The following is a 16,583-nucleotide window of genomic DNA, read 5'->3' on the forward strand; positions in this document are numbered from 1 at the left end:
TTCATATCATATCAAATAAAATAATCCACCATTAATAATGTCAATTTTTATTCTTGCTTCGTATTGTTGGTCCATTGCTTGTTTCTCGACTTCATAACAATCCGGCCTTTCCTCTACGTCTTCATAGAAGTATTCCAATACTTTGCGATCCTTTTGCCATCTCATTTTAGCTTCTTCCGCCCATGTATGATCATCTTGTCGTATCTTATTTTCAATGACTGCATCCAAACGTTCGAGTGCACGAGTGGGATTTATAATATACGGTAAATTGAATGTGTTTCCCGACACTTTCTTATCCAAGTCCACATCACTTATCGTTTCCTGAAACCCTTCGATAAGATCGCCTGTCATTAAGTTAATCCCTAACGAATATAACGTTTCTTTCGTTTGGTCACTGTAATACGATATTTTATAATTAACACCTAACCACGGGGTTAATATGGTTTGCTGTCCCAATTTATCGGATACTTTTTCATACATTAATACAAAAGAACCCTGTTCTTTAATCGTTTGAAATAACTGACTGAGCCGCGGAGAACCAAAATGCACAACTTCCCCTTTAACCTCTTCATTAAGCTGGTTTTTATCCGTAATTAAAGTAATCTGCGCTGGACAAGGTACTCCGTTCGTACTCTCCAAATAGTGCCAATAAAACGGGCGATTCATAATTCTTTTATCCATATCAATCGTTAATTGAACAGTAAGGTAATCATCACTATCACTCAAAACCTGGCAATCATTTTCTTGAAAAAGCTCTTTTACATAGCCATGAATCTGTTGCGGATACATTTACTCCCTCCTCTACAGTAATTCGTTGGTGTCTAGTACAGCTTACTCCTTCATTATCTCTATTTGAACCAATCGGGTAAAGAGGAATGGAGCTTTATTCCTCCGTACTTACGTGCCGTTTATGAACTTTACGGCACGTTTACACGCGAAAGGATATCATCCAATTCGCCAACGACTTGCTCAAAAACCCCAATTTTAACATATAGCAAATCCAGTATATGATCTTCAATTGTATTCTGAATGGCTAAATTATAAATATGAACGTCATGTTCTTGACCTAGTCTGTGAACACGACCGATTCGCTGCTCTAACTTCATCGGATTCCACGGTAAATCGTAATTGATAACATGATGACAAAACTGTAGGTTAATCCCTTCACTCCCCGACTCTGTTGCTATCAAGACCTGCGCTTTTTGCTCAAATAATTGTTTCATCCATTCGCGTTTACTTTTGCTGAACTGACCATTAAAAAGAACGCTTGTAATTCCTTTTGATTGTAAATACCACTGCAAATAGGTTTGACTTGCCCGGTATTCGGTAAAGATAATAACCTTAGCCCCATTTGCCCGTGATACAATCTCAAATGCTTTTTCAGCTTTCGAGTTTACTTCGAGTCCCATCAATTTTCCAATAATTTCTTCTATATGAGAAACGTCTTCTGGATTCTTACATTTTTCAAGCATATTCGTTAATGTTAAAGCCGTCGCTTCCTTGCTACTACACATTTCTCTCTGCAAAGTAATGAGTGAAAAGGCATCCGAAAATGCAGTTGACACATTTTTCAACTCTGAAATCATATCGTATACTTCTTGTTCCTCTTTCGTAAAATTTAGCGGGATTATCTCCACATGACGATTTGTCCATTCAATTCCAGTATCTTCTCGTCGATTTCTGACCATAACTTGGTTAACTAATTCTTTTAAATACTCATCATGTTCCACAGCGTGTTTACTTGCGGAAAATGCAGATTGAAACGATTCGTAATTCCCGAGATGACCAGGTTTTAATAAAGAAATAAGATAAAACAACTCGAACACATTATTTTGAATGGGCGTAGCCGTTAGCAACAGACAAAACTTTTTCTTCAAATTTCGGACGAACTCGTAGCTTTGTGTTTTATGATTCTTTAATTTATGGGCTTCATCAATGATAATTAAATCAAAATCTTGTTCATAGATTTTTTCCCTATGAGGACTTCTTTTCGCCGTATCCAAACTCATGACAACCACCGAGCAATAATCTAAATCGTAATTTTTCTTATACTGTAAGGCCGGAATGTGAAATTTTTGATTTAATTCATCAATCCATTGATTGACTAGCGATGCCGGCGCCAAGATTAGTGCTTTTTTCACAAGTCCTCGAATGAGATATTCCTTCAAGATTAAACCGGCTTCAATGGTTTTACCTAGTCCCACTTCATCTGCGAGAATCGCTTTACCATTCATCCTTTCGATGACCGTTTCTGCCACTTCCAATTGATGGATTAGCGGAGTGAGCGTTGGTAAATATTTTGGCGATTGAAGACCTTGGAAATCTGTAATCAAATTCGATTTAGCTATCTCATAACTCATATTATATAATTTCCAACTATCCCATGATTTACGATTTTCCAATCGTTCTGTTAGGCCTTCTTTCCACTCAGACGATCTTTCAATGATCAAAACATCACCCCATTCAACGTTTATTTCTATGTTAGATTGTCCAATTTATAAGTTCCTATGTTAAAAAACAAAAAAGCGAGCTACATTATTTCTGTAGTCGCCTTGAATTTTAATTGATTTATTTTTTTATTTAACAATGGTTACTGGACAACTCGCGTGTTTCATTACTTTATGACTCACACTTCCGAGTACCATTTCTTGAAAAGTATTTAACCCTCGACTTCCGATAACAAGTTGATCAATCGAATGTTCATTGACATACTTAATAATCTCTTGGCTCGGATTTCCTTTTAGCATTGTAATCACGATCTCTACACCAACAGATTTCGCGATTTCGCGAATAGGCAGTAATTTTTGTTCCCGTTTTAAAGATAAACTTTCAGGACTCTGAGCTAGCAGCCGTTCGTCTTTAGCCTTGTTATAATCTGCGACATAGATCATTTCTAATTGTGCATCTGGCAAATATTGAACCAGCATAATGGCATGCTCAGCGGCACGTAATGCGTTGTCGGACCCATCAACAGCTACAGCAATTTTCATTCAAATCCCCCCTATGTGAATTGTTGGTACAATTGTTCACTTGAAGAATTCAACCCATTGATATGCACGGTTATACCCTTTTGTTCAAGCTGCTGTTTCACTTTTAAGACAGCCCCCACCGCGGATTCATCCCAAAGCTGACTATCTTCAAAATTAATGCTAATCATATTTTCTGAAACATGATCGAATGACTTAATAAACTTTGTCGTCGATGCAAAAAATAAAGGACCTTTTACTTTGTACTCCCCTTTATCCTGCGTGACTGTCACACGTGATACTTTTGCAACAAAAAGAAGAGCACTTAGAATAACCCCAACGACAACACCGATTGCCAAATTATGTGTATATAAAATGATCACAACTGTGGTAAGCATAACGAGCGACTCCGACTTGGGTGCCTGTTTCAAAAACTTAAATGAGCCCCAATTAAACGTTGTCGCACTGACCATAATCATAACACCAACAAGAACGGGCATCGGTATTTTGATGACGACATCGCCCAACACAATTATTAAAAACATGAGAAATACGCCTGCTATCAATGTCGATAAACGCCCACGTCCGCCTGATTTAATATTGATAACGGATTGTCCAAGCAATGCACAACCTGCCATACCACCAAAAAAACCAGTGATGAAGTTAGCAATCCCTTGCCCGCGTGCTTCTGTATTTTTATTACTTGGCGTATTCGTCATATCATCAAGCACCTGTGATGAAAGTAATGATTCTAATAAACCGACAACCGAAAGCGCTAATGCGTACGGTAAAATAATTTTCAACGTTTCTAAGTTAAGCGGAATATCTGGTAAGAAAAAGATAGGTAATGAGTTTGGCATCGTTCCAAGATCACCAATCGACTGTAACTTCACGCCACTCATAAGCGCAATGCCCGTCATAACGACAATCGCAATAAGCGGTGCAGGAATCGCGGTAAAAAATCGCGGAATCAAATACACCAATATTAGCGTAATACCTGCAAAGACATATGTCATAACGCCGCCGCCAATTAAATAAGGCATTTGCGTGATAAAAATCATAATCCCAAGCGCATTTACAAAACCTAACATGACCGAGTTTGGAATAAAGCGCATTAAATTTGCGACACCAAACAGCCCAAGTATAAATTGTATAATTCCTGTTAAAACAGTTGCGGCAAGTACGTATTGTAAACCATGATTCGCCATTAAGCTGACGAGCACTAACGCCATTGCACCTGTTGCCGCAGAAATTAGCCCGGGACGTCCGCCGACAAACGATGTAATGACTGCAATTGTAAATGAAGCATATAACGCGACTCGTGGATCTACACCCACAATGAACGCAAAAGCCAATGCTTCAGGAATGAGTGCGAGTCCAACAACGATTCCTGCTAAAATATCGGCACGCACATTCCCAAACCATTGTTGTTTTAAAGTATGCATGTCTTTCCCCTTTCATAATCGCAAAGCTTCAATAAAGCTTGTACCAATGGTAGAATATTTATAGCATATCATTTTTCGTCCCAAAAGTTAATAGTTTTGGGAAGATAGGAGAAAAAAATGAAATACGGATACATCCGCCCAATCGTAGCAGACCAACAATCCATCCATCAATTAAATGATCTATCCATTGAATCATTCTATAAAGAAACACATGGTCTTGCGAAGAAAAGGACAGCGCTTGAAAATTTATTGATGACTGTACAACAGGGAGACGAGTTATTCGTCCAAAATATCGAAACATTAGCCGATTCACTTCAACAACTACTAGATATTTTACGATTGGCAGAACGAGATGATATATTGATTCATTTTATTGATGAACAACTCACCAATCAAACGATTCATGAAGCTTCTCTACTTCAAGGAATCACATTTTTCGCCAAGCTACAGTCAACATTCTTAAGTCATTCTTCGACATTCACCTTGCAAGCTGCCAAACAACAGGGCAAATCAATTGGTCGCCCGCGAAAGTCAGATGAAAATTTACAGCGTGCCTTCGCGATGTATGAGAGTAAGGACTATACATTATTTGATATTAAAGAAGCTACGGGAATTAGTAAATCGACTTTATATCGTTATTTAGATAGTCGTTCTACGTTGCTGTCGGATGTGGAAAAATAAAAGCACGCCGAGTGGACGTTCATAGTTGAATTTTACGTGAATTGAACGCACTCATAGCAATTGAAAGTCAAATAATTTCAATTTTAATTCAAAGGTCCATATATATCGATAAATATTCCCGTATATGCGTCTATAACAAATGTTGGCGAAGTTCCATTATATTCAAGTTGGACTTCCCATTGCTTTTTATTTGTTAATTCGTTCCAAAAACCTTGCTTTTGATTGAGATTCACACTAATAATTTCAGGAGTGATTTCATTTAAATCACCAAAGGATAATGACTTTTTCCATTCCTCCGGAGGATTTTCAAAGTGTTTTTCTGCATTTATTATGGCTTCCTCGGTGCTAATAATAGACGCTTGATATTGGAATAAAAAAGTCATTATCATTATTAAAACCAAACCTACTAATACTCTATTCAAATAATGTCCTCCCCGTCACGCACCTATTTTCCACAACATTTCTTGTGTTTCTTCCCGCTTCCACACGGACACGGTTCGTTTCGACCAACCTTCCCGCCTTCAATCACCTGAAACGGAATAGCCGGTAATGGCTGCAAGTGAAGTCTTTCCAATTGTCCTAGTTCACTTGGTGTATGGCCTCTATTTTCCCAAATACGTGTCGTGTTGGAAATCATTAATAATACTTGCACATACTCATTCATTTGCTTCTCATCTTTGCACTCAAAACGACTGAAAAACTTCTGTATGATTTTTTGGAAGTTTGCATCATCTGCTAGGAATTCTAGTACCAATTCATCAATTTCTTCCTGAACCATAAGTGTACTGCCACCGAAAAAATCTTTTGTCAGCATCTTTGCAAGTTTGTCTTGATGGCTTGTCTTTTCATAGTAAAGACCGTCCGCATAGCATAATAACTCATCTTTTTCTGGTATATAATGCGGCTTTCCCTTTGTTTTTTCTAATAAAGCAGAATAACCGCTGAAATGTGCAAAGATTTCATGGCATATTATTCTGTTTTGAATAAACATACCTACTTCATCGAGTAATTTTGCATAATGGGAATCTGTTAATAATGCTTCTACCTCACTGATTGTTATAGATGGTTCATTTTGCGCATTGTAAATCTCCACAAGTTTCGGATAGTTAATCATCCCATATAAATTAACACATGCTTTTGCATACTGGACGATAAGCTCCTTATTGGGAATTCCCTCTAAATCAACTGATATTTCACCGCGGTATTTATCTGAAATCACATAGTAATTATCATGATCGATCAATTGCCATTCTGTTTTTTTGTATTTAACGTACTTCAAACTCTCATTTATATGCGCGATATCTAACGGTCTGTAATACTGCCCCTCCGCCCAGGAATAAGTATGTAAATAATCCGGATGTTTCGGGTCATTATAGATTTCTAAAAATGATTCATAACCAGGCGGTCCCCCGACATCCTCGGGTGGTGCTGTTCCCTCGCCATCAAGTAATGTTGGAAATCCAAAATGATAATCTTCCACGACTTCTTCTAGTTCCACCAGAATCCGCCAATCGTCCCCGAAATCATAGGTATATATAAACTCACCATGTTTTTCTAGATATGAATTGATTTTAATGCCTGTTGGCGCCTTGACCGTTTTACCGGCATATTTTCTCCCCTTGTATTCCTCTCTGATCATTTCATTATCCGTAATAAAATAATCATCTATTTCCACGCTAAAAGAATGGTATGGCGACAACGTACTTTGGAAATTTGTAACGGATTGAATCATTTGGTGTAATCGATGAAATGTAGCGTCTGTCGGTAAAATAATGCGTCTCCATATGGTCGGCGTAATGTATTCAAATGATAGTTTAAGAATATATGCTTTCATAGTTCACCCTCGCTTTTTCTTATTATCATACGCCATTTTTAATTTTTCTTATACCCTAACGCATAATCTAAAGCGGGAAAAAGACCTTTCGAAAATTAAGCTTCGAAAGGTCTCTCCTCTACACTCATGAATAGGTACCTGTGCGTGGTTGAATTATGACAATTCATAACTTTGGATAAAAATTCAAATAGATATCGACAAAGTGATATATAGTAGGATTCCCTGTTTCACTTTATGCAATTGCAGTAAATTAACCGAATAGTTCCTTGCACAGGTACCCAAAATAAATTTCCAAAGGAAAAGACCTTTCGTTAAATCATCATTGAAAGGTCTAATTGAGACACCGTACCCCGGTAGGATTTCAATCCATCTCCCGTTTATCTTCATCCTATTACGGCTATACTTTTGAAAGTACTTTCTATAGCTGGTGGAGGTAAGAATATGAAGGACTTACAAAATAAACAACTACAATCAAAGAACAAAGTAAAATTTGCACGTCGAAATCTTTGGTCTGGCATCTTGTTCGGATTAGGTTTCGTCGCTTTTCTTGATGAAACACTTTTCCACCAATTGCTTCATTGGCATAAGTTTTACGACAAATCGACTGTCGCCATGGGGCTTGTTTCGGATGGATTATTCCACGCTTTTAGCTGGTTTGCGACGGTTGGAGGCCTCTTCTTATTGGCAGACTTACGTAGACACAATGCACTGTGGCATAAGATGTGGTGGGGAGGAAAATTACTTGGCGCTGGTGCTTTTCAACTTTATGACGGGACCATTCAACACAAAGTATTACGCATCCACCAAATTCGATACGATGTAAATATTTTACCTTATGACTTGGTCTGGAATATTTCTGCAGCCATCATGATTGTGATTGGAATATTCCTGATTATGAGCGCGAAACGTGATCAACGTGAAGGAAAAGGGGCGTTTTCTCATGCATGATGCGTTAGGTAATCGAGCTTCTTTTGTCTTTACTGATATTCTTTTTGGCGTTCCAGCACTTCTCGTGATTGTTTTTTATGTGGGGGCTGTTGTCGTAACAAACCGACAAAAGCGTCTTCGTAAATGGCCCATGGAACGTATGATTTTCTTTGTTTTAGGTGTGGTTCTAGCCACGTCTGCATTGGTTGGTCCGCTTGCACGCCAATCCTATGCTGATTTCACAGCTCACATGGTAGGCCATTTACTGCTTGGTATGCTCGCGCCGCTTCTGATCGCACTTTCAGCTCCTGTGACATTAATGCTTCGCACGCTCAATGTTCATACTGCAAGAAAACTTAGCCGACTATTGAAAAGCCCACCAATTCGTTTCTTTAGCAACCCAATTACCGCTTCCATTTTGAATATTGGCGGGTTGTGGCTCCTCTATACAAGTAATTTATATACAGCGATGCATGGTAATCTGTTCCTACATATCATCATACACATTCATGTATTCATTGCAGGTTATCTATTCACCATTTCTTTAATTTATATCGACCCTGTTTTCCACCGATTCAGTTTTCCTTATAGAACGACGATTTTCATTCTAGCGCTTGCAGGACATGGCATTCTATCAAAGTTTCTCTATGCATATCCACCGGAAGGCGTTCCAGTTGAAGAGGCAAGAACTGGTGCGATGCTGATGTATTATGGAGGCGATGCAGTCGATCTAGTGCTGATTGTCATCCTATTTAGGCACTGGTATCAATCAGTTCGACCGCGCAAACGCTTTGTTGGCAGTATGGGAGAAGTAAACTAAGTGACATTGAAAAAACAATCAGCCTTAGAAAGTTAGGCTGATTGTTGTCATTTCAAACCTCAATTATTTAACTGGATTTCAGGAGTTGCTTTGCATATAAGCAATCCAAAAGGTCTTGTATAGCGACTTCACCGGCATGCATCCATCTATTTTTATTACTAATATTTCCGTCCGTATCCACAGGAGATTGGAATTGACTAAAACCGGTTGCATCTAATAATGAACTGTCATCACTATCCAAACCGATATTGACAACATGCTTGATCACGAAAGAAGTACCAAATTTAATTAATGTGTCGTGTTGATCGAGTTCTCCGTCCGTTGCGTTAAAAGGAATTCGAACATAGATTGTTTCTCCGCCTTCTCGGCATAAAACATAATCAAAAAATCCTTTATGATAATCCCAGTTTCCGCCTATATGAAAACCAAGTTCACGAATACAATTTCTCACATCGCCAAAAATAGCGGTTTTCCCATCAAGTTCTGTTTGCAATTTTAACATAATATCTCCTCCTTCTTTTGAGCATTCACAAAAGAGGAAGGAAACATACAATTGAATAAGGGAAGTCGATTTTTTACGACTTCCCTTTTCAACACCTATTGTTCAGGATAACTGAATTTCTTCTAGCCAAGCTAACATTTTCTCTTTTGCATAATTATTTTCATAGTCATACCATTTATCACCAATTCCGTGTTCGCCTAGTTTATCCTGAAATGAGTGGAAAGGCTTTCTTCCAGTTAATACATCCAACAGCTGAACGGCAATATTTGAATCTTGCATTTCAGCAAACTTAACCATTAGATCATAGGCTTCGGACTTTGTAATTTGAGGGATTCTGACCGTTGCATCATCTTCTCCATTACTTTCAGGTCCTTTAACTAGCGGTTTTGAAGTATCTACAAGGATTTTCTTTGTTGTCGTATTCAGCTTATACGTCACTTCATAATCCGACTCCAAGAAAATCACAACAAGGTCATCAATAAGTTCCATAATTCTCACCTTCTTTAACTATAGTATAGCCCTTTTTTGTTCAGATACGAATATTTATAAAATGATTTTACTACACCCATCATACAAAGGAGACTCGACAATGACAAATCAAAACCAGAAAATCATTTCATATTTCGAAAACTTAGATCGTAGTTTTTTTATGGATACACATAAGGAATTTGCCTATTTAGACGAAGCTGTTCCAATTGGCCACAACCAAACCATTTCACAACCTTCCCTCGTCCTCGAAATGACATTGGCCATCGATTTACTCCCATATTCAAAAGTATTGGAAATCGGAACGGGATCTGGCTTTCAAACTGCAATGCTTGCCACCTTTTCGGACTCGGTCTATACAATTGAACGCATTGAATTTTTGTATAAACGAGCGAAAGAAAGACTAAAGGGAGCCGGTCTTGTAAATATCCATTTTAAACTCGATGATGGCAGTACCGGGTGGGCAGAGCACGGTCCTTATGATCGCATTATGGTAACAGCCGCTGCCGCCCAGATACCAGCCGAACTTATTGACCAATTAGCAAACTGCGGAAAGATGATTATTCCCGTGGGTACACCCTTCTTACAGGACCTATTACGAATTGAAAAGAATGCAGAGGGTCATGTTACGACCGAAGTATTGAACAAAGTGAGGTTCGTTCCATTAAAAGGGAAATATGAATAATTGCACACAAACATTTCTGAAATATCACGCCAAATTTTTTTCTGGTTCAAGCTTCCAACAAGGGGTATGCTTGTTTATGAAATTCTTTTAGAGGGAGTAATATTATGTCACAAAATAAAAATACGAAATCAATTCGGCTATTGAATTTCATTGAGGACAAGGGAAATAAACTTCCAGATCCTGTTACGATCTTCATTATTTTCACATTACTTGTTATAGGGTTCTCTCATGTACTCTATTTAATGGGCATTGGCGTCAGCTTCGAAGGTGTCAACAATGATACAGGTAAGATCGAAACACTGACTGTAAAAGCAGTTAGTTTACTTGTCCCTGAAGGCATTGCTTATATGTTTTCAAATGTCGTGACAAACTTCACATCATTTGTGGCGCTTGGTCCGGTTTTAGTTGCTATGCTGGGAGTTGGTGTAGCTGAAAAAAGTGGCTATATTAGTGCGTTAATGACGAATACCGTAACAAAAGCACCTAAGAAATTTGTAACGCCAATTGTTGTCCTTATGGGTGTCCTGTCCAACGTCGCCGCTTCAGTCGGTTATGTTGTCCTGGTTCCACTCGGTGCCATCATCTTCTTAGGATTTAAGCGTCACCCACTCGCTGGATTGTCAGCTGCATTTGCCGGTGTAGCAGGAGGATATTCAGCAAACCTTTTCCTAGGGACAAACGATCCCTTGTTAAGCGGGATTACGACAGAGGCCGCCAACATTTTGGATGCTGGGTACATAGTAAATCCGACAGATAATTGGTTTTTCATGTTCGCTTCGACGTTCCTAATCGTTATTATTGGGACACTTGTGACGGACAAGCTAATTGAGCCGAAATTAGGGAAATACAAGCCTGATAATATGACTGACCATCAACATGTGGTCACGAGTGTTGAGAAAAAAGGACTTTTATGGGCTAATCTTTCCATCGTCTTCACAATCATTGCAATTTCGTTACTTGTACTTCCAGAAAACGGTGTATTACGAGGAGAAGACGGTGGACTAATCCAATCACCATTTATGAGTAGTATTATTTTCATCATGATGCTCATCTTTCTAGTGCCTGGTATCGTATATGGATTTGTGACAAAATCAATTAAAAACGATAAAGATATTGCACGATTAATGTCATCTTCATTAGAAACGATGTCAGGGTTTATTGTCTTGATTTTCTTTGCAGCACAGTTTGTTGCTTTATTTAATTATACAAATTTAGGTACGATTATTGCCGTCAATGGGGCTGAGTTTTTACAATCGATTAATTTAAAAGGTGCACCGTTACTTGTGTCCTTGATTTTCATTACCACGATTATTAACTTATTCATTGCTGCGGATTCTGCGAAATGGGCGATTATGGCGCCGGTGTTCGTTCCGATGTTTATGCAAATGGGGATTTCTCCGGAAGTTACGCAAGTTGCTTATCGGGTGGGAGATTCCTCGACAAATATTATCTCCCCACTTATGCCATTCTTTCCGTTAGTAGTTGCTTTTGCACAACGCTACGGTAAGCAAAATGGTGTTGGAACAGTCATATCATTGATGTTACCTTATTCGATTATTATATTAATTGGGTGGACAATCTTTTTTGTAATTTGGTACCTACTGGGTATTCCGGTTGGGCCTGGAACAAGTTTAACTTATTAAGAGAGGGTTGATTGATATGAAAGTAGTTACTACATGGACCGGCGGACGTGCATTTACTGCCGTTGGAGATTCTGGATATGATATTAATATGGATGCGACAGAAGCTTATGGAGGTTTAGGGAAAGGCGCAACCCCTACTGAAATGCTTCTGGGTGCTTTGGCAGGATGCATCGGCATCGATGTAACAATGATATTAAGACCTCATTTGGAAAAAGTGACAAAAATCGAGATTATCACCGACGGAACTCGAAAAGAGGAAGCGCCAAAAGGCTTTACTGCTATGGACGTAACATTTGTGATTGATGGTGATATTAGCAGCAAGAAAGTTTGGCGAGCCATCAGGTTAGGTAAAGAAAAATATTGTTCGGTATCGGATTCATTAAAAGCAGATGTTAATTTTAAATTGATCTTGAATGATGAAGAATCTATAAACTAGATTCTTCTAGTTACAAAAAAGCTTGCTACGATTCAATTATTGTGAGCAAGCTTTTTTATTGTTAAATTATTTATTCTATCGGCATCCAAATTTCAATATTAAGGTCAGCTGTTCCTTCAGGATGCGAATATCGTTCAAAATCATAGCACTGACGCAATTGGATGTCTTCCATTTTTATGATTGCATCATAAGTAGCCGGAATTCCCGAAATACCACCCTCTACTTTAGCAACAATGAACTTTCCTGCAGGTATCTTGACCTTTTCAGTATTAGGGAAACCTTCAGCAAGATCTGATTTAATGCCAGCGATATAGTGAATCACTTCTCCCTCCATGGATAAGCAAACGCCAAACGATTCTTCAACTAAGACACCTTTCTTAGTAATTTCTGCACCTAAGATCTCCCATTTGTTCGGAATTAAGGAAACGGGTCCTCTTACCCCATATCCTTTGACAATCATTTCTTCAATTTCTTCAATTCGTGTTTCCATATTATACTCCCTTTCGCTTCTAGCTTTATAGAACAAAAATTGTTTAATTCTTCTAACACGAGTTAAAAACACAAAAAGCATAGTTGTTCCACGAATCAAAATGTTCAGACTATCGACTTCATCATAACACGCAAGAACATATGTTTCAATTGTTATTTTTGATTTGCGCTTTGCTTTCCATTAAAATTGTTATCAAATTAAGTTTTGACCGATTTTCCTGAAATAATTTCCATCAAGTTGGGGACAATATATCGAATAGATATTTATAAATATAGGAGGTAAAAAATGCCTAAAAATAATCCCAGACCTAATGATCCTGCTGATTATGAAGAAAGAGTAGAAAAGACCATACGTAATATGGAAGCTGCAGAAGAGGCAATGAAATTCGCTGAAGGAAAAGAGCTCGCATCCATCAAAGAGAAAAATGCCAGACGGGAAAATAGTATTACGGGTTCGCAAAACGAGGAAAACCAAAAGAAGTCATAAGAAAAATCTTGCTAACAGCCAAATGACTGTTAGCAAGATTTTTTATATTGTTTACCTAGATTTTCAAGTCAATCTTCGCATCTGCTCTTAACTCTTCGACATGTGTGCCGAGTAATTTTTGTTGTTGTTCTTGCTCCATAATTCTTTTGATTTCTTCGCTTATATCCTCAATTGGCGGCAATTCCTGCTCACTTTCCTTTGCCTGAGCAGCGACTAAATCATAATATTCTTCAATTTCCGCTTCAGTAACTTCTTCAACTGGGATCATTTTATCTTGATACTTTTTAAATATAATTGATTCTGCAAGTTTTTCTCGAATCGTTTCTACTTCCATATTTTCCTTTTTCAGCGCTTCTTTCATTGTTTCCTCATCGCCGAAGCTTTCAGCAAAGGTTGCATAGGATTCATCAATTTCCGCCTCAGTTGCAGTAATCTCAGCCTCGTTCGCCTTTTGTAAAATCAATGCCTGGTTCACTATTGTATCGAGCGTTTGTGCTTTTATATTTTCTACGACTTCTTTACTTGTTGGATCCTGACCCATTTCCTGTAATTGACTTTGGATTGATGACAAGACAGCATTATACTGCTCTCCTACAAGATCCTCATCATTTACAACGGCCACAACCTTGTCATTCTCAACTTGCTGTTCAGCTAATTTTGCTTGCATCTCTTCCTGTGATACCGCTTCTTCTGGTGCTGGCGCCGCATCTGATGCTTTATCATCATCACTGCAAGCTGCTAAACCTAATGCAAGTGCACCTGCTATCAATACTTTTTTAAACTTCATTTGTGTGAACCCCTTTCAAATCTAAAACTCATTTACTACTTGAGCCTAACTTGCATTTTAACGAAGTTATGTGGATTTTTAAACCCATAACCCTCAATAACTTCAAATTGTTGCCGTGCTGTCACATAACCACTTTCACAAACCGGGTTATCATAAGAATTAGTGCTACGTTTTATGGTGCAATCGATCTGTTGTACGCTCATATGCTTTTTTAATAATTGTCATCCTACATTCAATTAACGGTTGCCAAATGAGTTGCACAGGCTTAGTAGACAATAGAAGGATAATCAACACAGATAATAGCGCAATGCCAAGTAAATCTAAAATGCCATTCACCTCGAAAACATCTGCCCGGCGGAATAATTGAATCAGAAAACCATGAAGTAAATAGACATACAAGGTCCGTGTGCCAAAATGAGTAATCCTACTGTTCTGTTGTGGAATCCATGCAAGTATACTCATTGCCATGACCGCTGACGTTATATAAACGAGCAACCGGGCAATTCCACCGAATGTGGCCATATCTAAATCACTGTAGGATTTCGATGCCAATAACCAGCCCGAATTAAAATCAGGTGAAAAGTAAATGGCTACGCCTACAGCTAGCAATACAATTAGTGAGACAAGTTTTACAGTTCTTTGTTTTAACCACATGACATGTTCTTCCGTCATCCAATAACCCACCAGGAAAAATGGAAAGAAAACAAATGTCCGCGACAAACTGAAAGTATGTCCAATTTCACCAAAATAACCAACGAGTATTCCGATAGAAACCGCAAGAGACACACTGATTACAGCTGGAACTTTTTTAAAGATCGCCAGTAATATATGCCAACTAAACAAGCTACATAAAAACCAAAGTGACCAATGTGGATGAAATACACCCGTTTGCCATCCATCTTTTCCGATATAGAAATAAAAAAACGTATAAAGTAGTTGAAAGATCAAATAAGGGATCAACAATTTCTTCGCTAGCTTGACGATATAGGCTATATTTCCTGAACCCTTCGCATAAAATCCTGCCAGAAAAATAAAAGCTGGCATATGAAATGTATAGATCCACATATATAAGGTGTTAATTCCGCTTGATCCGTCTATGAAAGGCTGAATCATATGTCCAAATACGACTAAAAAGATTAACACTAATTTTGCATTGTCAAAATATGCGTTTCTCTTCAAATTCCTCATCCTTTTCTTTTACATACTTCAACTTACCTTCTTTCATTCAAAAAGAAAACCTTTTCCAACCGGTTTAATACAGTTGTAATAGCTGTAATTGAATTGAATTATTGTAGTCGGCATGTAATAGAGTTTACTGAGGCTTGATAAGACAACGATAGTTATGGATTAGAAAAGCTCATCGAGGAAAAATATACCCTTTTATTGGAGGTACTGCGAGAAACAAACAAATTAAATGGTAAGCAATCGATGTGGCATATCGCCGGTGATTTTTAATAAAATTTCTTCAAAAGAATGAAAAGAAGCTTGCTACAGTGAAATGACTGTTAGCAAGCTTTTACAATTGATACAGCTATTGAAGAATCGACTATATGTTTAACTAATGTCTCTCTCTAATTCTTCAGTTGACAAGACTTCGTTCATACTTCCAGTACGATAGCCTAGTAAATCCAATGATACATACGTAAAACCAAGTGACGTTAACTTCAATTGGATTTGATGATGCTGTTTCAGGAGTTTCGACATATCCTTGATAGGCACTTCAATTCGCGCCACATTGCCGTGGTGACGAACGCGTACCGTTTCAATTCCAAGCTTCATGATAAATTGTTCTGCTTGGTCGACTTGTTCAATTTTATGCTTATCGAGCTTTGTACCATAAGGGATTCTTGAAGCAAGGCTGCAGGACGCAGGCTTATTCCAGACCGCAAGCCCAAGTTCTTTGGACAAGGCACGTACTTCTATTTTATATAAACCAACTTCTTGTAAGACACTTCGTACGCCTGCTTCCGTTCTTGCGATATGACCCGGTCGGAAATCCTCCAAGTCATCCATAATCATGCCGTCAAGCACATAATTAAAGCCTTGCTCTTTTGCCAATTGATTTAAATGGGCATACAGCAATTTCTTACTATAATACCAACTATCAGGATTATTGGCTGCGACACCGGGATCTTGCAGTTCCTTAATTTCAGTTTTCAAAACCCGTACCCCCATATCTTCAGCAAGTTTTACCGCTAGATCAAATTCCTCTTGACGGAATAATTCCGATCCTACAACAACAGCCAAGACCTGATCACCAAGTTCTTGTTGTGCACGTTTAAGTACCAGTGTGCTATCGACTCCGCCAGAAAAGGCAACAACTACACTGCCCATGTCTGACAAAACTTCACCTAGTCGCTTATTCTTCTCATTCATCGTTTCATTCATGACGTTC

At 38.3% G+C, this 16,583-nt stretch carries 19 protein-coding genes; 7 read left to right on the forward strand and 12 right to left on the reverse strand.

The genetic code is table 11. The annotated features are described in order from the left end of the window. Positions 1-6: 6 nt before the first annotated feature. The 4 genes from AC25Y1_RS01285 to AC25Y1_RS01300 all read right to left on the reverse strand — a co-directional run bounded on the left by AC25Y1_RS01285 (position 7) and on the right by AC25Y1_RS01300 (position 4,411). Positions 7-789, reverse strand: a complete 783-nt coding sequence (locus AC25Y1_RS01285) for a YqhG family protein (RefSeq protein WP_488146121.1) — start codon at positions 787-789, stop codon at positions 7-9. Between the two features lie 128 nt (positions 790-917). Then, entirely contained in the window at positions 918-2,450 is a 1,533-nt protein-coding gene (locus AC25Y1_RS01290) for a DEAD/DEAH box helicase (protein ID WP_488146122.1), read from the reverse strand. Positions 2,451-2,576: 126 nt separating this feature from the next. After that, the gene (locus tag AC25Y1_RS01295; RefSeq protein ID WP_488146123.1) at positions 2,577-2,990 is read right to left on the reverse strand and encodes a universal stress protein; all 414 of its coding nucleotides are present in this window, start codon (positions 2,988-2,990) and stop codon (positions 2,577-2,579) included. A gap of 11 nt (positions 2,991-3,001) precedes the next feature. Continuing rightward, positions 3,002-4,411, reverse strand: coding sequence for a SulP family inorganic anion transporter (locus AC25Y1_RS01300; protein ID WP_488146124.1), 1,410 nt, complete (start codon positions 4,409-4,411; stop codon positions 3,002-3,004). Positions 4,412-4,528: 117 nt separating this feature from the next. Between AC25Y1_RS01300 and AC25Y1_RS01305 the strand changes: the two genes are divergently transcribed. Next, positions 4,529-5,092, forward strand: coding sequence for a recombinase family protein (locus AC25Y1_RS01305; protein WP_488146125.1), 564 nt, complete (start codon positions 4,529-4,531; stop codon positions 5,090-5,092). An 83-nt stretch (positions 5,093-5,175) separates the two neighbouring features. On the opposite strand, the gene AC25Y1_RS01310 is transcribed toward AC25Y1_RS01305, so the two are convergent. Both AC25Y1_RS01310 and AC25Y1_RS01315 read right to left on the reverse strand, forming a co-directional pair. Then, positions 5,176-5,514, reverse strand: a complete 339-nt coding sequence (locus AC25Y1_RS01310; RefSeq protein ID WP_488146126.1) for a hypothetical protein — start codon at positions 5,512-5,514, stop codon at positions 5,176-5,178. Positions 5,515-5,537: 23 nt separating this feature from the next. Next, positions 5,538-6,926 carry an IS1096 element passenger TnpR family protein gene (locus tag AC25Y1_RS01315; RefSeq protein ID WP_488146127.1) on the reverse strand — a complete coding sequence of 463 codons (1,389 nt, stop codon included), beginning with the start codon at positions 6,924-6,926 and terminating at the stop codon, positions 5,538-5,540. Positions 6,927-7,367: 441 nt separating this feature from the next. Here AC25Y1_RS01315 and AC25Y1_RS01320 point away from each other — a divergent pair, with 441 nt between their 5' ends. Both AC25Y1_RS01320 and AC25Y1_RS01325 read left to right on the forward strand, forming a co-directional pair. Beyond that, the gene (locus AC25Y1_RS01320; RefSeq protein ID WP_488146128.1) at positions 7,368-7,874 is read left to right on the forward strand and encodes a DUF2243 domain-containing protein; all 507 of its coding nucleotides are present in this window, start codon (positions 7,368-7,370) and stop codon (positions 7,872-7,874) included. Continuing rightward, positions 7,867-8,673 (forward strand): cytochrome c oxidase assembly protein, encoded by an 807-nt coding sequence (locus tag AC25Y1_RS01325; protein WP_488146129.1) that lies wholly within the window; start codon positions 7,867-7,869, stop codon positions 8,671-8,673. The genes AC25Y1_RS01320 and AC25Y1_RS01325 overlap by 8 nt, the downstream gene beginning before the upstream one ends. A 67-nt stretch (positions 8,674-8,740) precedes the next feature. On the opposite strand, the gene AC25Y1_RS01330 is transcribed toward AC25Y1_RS01325, so the two are convergent. After that, positions 8,741-9,175: a YugN family protein gene (locus AC25Y1_RS01330; protein WP_488146130.1), complete on the reverse strand. Its 435-nt coding sequence runs from the start codon at positions 9,173-9,175 to the stop codon at positions 8,741-8,743. 102 nt (positions 9,176-9,277) lie between these two features. Beyond that, positions 9,278-9,664, reverse strand: coding sequence for a UPF0158 family protein (locus AC25Y1_RS01335; RefSeq protein WP_488146131.1), 387 nt, complete (start codon positions 9,662-9,664; stop codon positions 9,278-9,280). A 100-nt stretch (positions 9,665-9,764) separates the two neighbouring features. Here AC25Y1_RS01335 and AC25Y1_RS01340 point away from each other — a divergent pair, with 100 nt between their 5' ends. The 3 genes from AC25Y1_RS01340 to AC25Y1_RS01350 all read left to right on the forward strand — a co-directional run bounded on the left by AC25Y1_RS01340 (position 9,765) and on the right by AC25Y1_RS01350 (position 12,425). Further along, positions 9,765-10,346: a protein-L-isoaspartate(D-aspartate) O-methyltransferase gene (locus AC25Y1_RS01340; RefSeq protein ID WP_488146132.1), complete on the forward strand. Its 582-nt coding sequence runs from the start codon at positions 9,765-9,767 to the stop codon at positions 10,344-10,346. 104 nt (positions 10,347-10,450) lie between these two features. Continuing rightward, positions 10,451-11,989, forward strand: coding sequence for an AbgT family transporter (locus AC25Y1_RS01345; RefSeq protein WP_488146133.1), 1,539 nt, complete (start codon positions 10,451-10,453; stop codon positions 11,987-11,989). Between the two features lie 16 nt (positions 11,990-12,005). Further along, positions 12,006-12,425 carry an OsmC family protein gene (locus AC25Y1_RS01350; RefSeq protein ID WP_488146134.1) on the forward strand — a complete coding sequence of 140 codons (420 nt, stop codon included), beginning with the start codon at positions 12,006-12,008 and terminating at the stop codon, positions 12,423-12,425. A 70-nt stretch (positions 12,426-12,495) separates the two neighbouring features. Here AC25Y1_RS01350 and AC25Y1_RS01355 read toward each other — a convergent pair whose 3' ends face one another. After that, a complete protein-coding gene (locus AC25Y1_RS01355) occupies positions 12,496-12,915 on the reverse strand; it encodes a GyrI-like domain-containing protein (RefSeq protein ID WP_488146135.1) in 420 nt (139 codons plus the stop codon). 285 nt (positions 12,916-13,200) lie between these two features. Here AC25Y1_RS01355 and AC25Y1_RS01360 point away from each other — a divergent pair, with 285 nt between their 5' ends. Further along, positions 13,201-13,401 carry a small, acid-soluble spore protein tlp gene (locus AC25Y1_RS01360; protein ID WP_488146136.1) on the forward strand — a complete coding sequence of 67 codons (201 nt, stop codon included), beginning with the start codon at positions 13,201-13,203 and terminating at the stop codon, positions 13,399-13,401. A gap of 55 nt (positions 13,402-13,456) precedes the next feature. Here AC25Y1_RS01360 and AC25Y1_RS01365 read toward each other — a convergent pair whose 3' ends face one another. From AC25Y1_RS01365 to larE, 3 genes are all read right to left on the reverse strand, one after another. Further along, complete coding sequence (locus AC25Y1_RS01365) at positions 13,457-14,188, reverse strand: SurA N-terminal domain-containing protein (RefSeq protein WP_488146137.1); 732 nt, start codon at positions 14,186-14,188, stop codon at positions 13,457-13,459. 165 nt (positions 14,189-14,353) lie between these two features. Then, complete coding sequence (locus AC25Y1_RS01370) at positions 14,354-15,367, reverse strand: acyltransferase family protein (RefSeq protein WP_488146138.1); 1,014 nt, start codon at positions 15,365-15,367, stop codon at positions 14,354-14,356. A gap of 375 nt (positions 15,368-15,742) precedes the next feature. After that, positions 15,743-16,576 (reverse strand): ATP-dependent sacrificial sulfur transferase LarE, encoded by an 834-nt coding sequence (larE, locus tag AC25Y1_RS01375; RefSeq protein ID WP_488146139.1) that lies wholly within the window; start codon positions 16,574-16,576, stop codon positions 15,743-15,745. Between the last annotated feature and the right edge of the window lie 7 nt (positions 16,577-16,583).

This window comes from Sporosarcina sp. Y1009 (assembly GCF_057669865.1).

Excerpts from the sequence above, each read along its gene's own strand:
- AC25Y1_RS01365 (WP_488146137.1), bottom strand. The coding sequence starts at position 14,188 with ATGAAGTTTAAAAAAGTATTGATAGCAGGTGCACTTGCATTAGGTTTA.
- AC25Y1_RS01340 (WP_488146132.1), top strand. The coding sequence starts at position 9,765 with ATGACAAATCAAAACCAGAAAATCATTTCATATTTCGAAAACTTAGAT.
- AC25Y1_RS01295 (WP_488146123.1), bottom strand. The coding sequence starts at position 2,990 with ATGAAAATTGCTGTAGCTGTTGATGGGTCCGACAACGCATTACGTGCC.
- AC25Y1_RS01345 (WP_488146133.1), top strand. The coding sequence starts at position 10,451 with ATGTCACAAAATAAAAATACGAAATCAATTCGGCTATTGAATTTCATT.
- AC25Y1_RS01285 (WP_488146121.1), bottom strand. The coding sequence starts at position 789 with ATGTATCCGCAACAGATTCATGGCTATGTAAAAGAGCTTTTTCAAGAA.
- AC25Y1_RS01360 (WP_488146136.1), top strand. The coding sequence starts at position 13,201 with ATGCCTAAAAATAATCCCAGACCTAATGATCCTGCTGATTATGAAGAA.
- larE (WP_488146139.1), bottom strand. The coding sequence starts at position 16,576 with ATGAATGAAACGATGAATGAGAAGAATAAGCGACTAGGTGAAGTTTTG.
- AC25Y1_RS01335 (WP_488146131.1), bottom strand. The coding sequence starts at position 9,664 with ATGGAACTTATTGATGACCTTGTTGTGATTTTCTTGGAGTCGGATTAT.
- AC25Y1_RS01315 (WP_488146127.1), bottom strand. The coding sequence starts at position 6,926 with ATGAAAGCATATATTCTTAAACTATCATTTGAATACATTACGCCGACC.
- AC25Y1_RS01330 (WP_488146130.1), bottom strand. The coding sequence starts at position 9,175 with ATGTTAAAATTGCAAACAGAACTTGATGGGAAAACCGCTATTTTTGGC.
- AC25Y1_RS01300 (WP_488146124.1), bottom strand. The coding sequence starts at position 4,411 with ATGCATACTTTAAAACAACAATGGTTTGGGAATGTGCGTGCCGATATT.
- AC25Y1_RS01325 (WP_488146129.1), top strand. The coding sequence starts at position 7,867 with ATGCATGATGCGTTAGGTAATCGAGCTTCTTTTGTCTTTACTGATATT.
- AC25Y1_RS01350 (WP_488146134.1), top strand. The coding sequence starts at position 12,006 with ATGAAAGTAGTTACTACATGGACCGGCGGACGTGCATTTACTGCCGTT.
- AC25Y1_RS01355 (WP_488146135.1), bottom strand. The coding sequence starts at position 12,915 with ATGGAAACACGAATTGAAGAAATTGAAGAAATGATTGTCAAAGGATAT.
- AC25Y1_RS01320 (WP_488146128.1), top strand. The coding sequence starts at position 7,368 with ATGAAGGACTTACAAAATAAACAACTACAATCAAAGAACAAAGTAAAA.
- AC25Y1_RS01305 (WP_488146125.1), top strand. The coding sequence starts at position 4,529 with ATGAAATACGGATACATCCGCCCAATCGTAGCAGACCAACAATCCATC.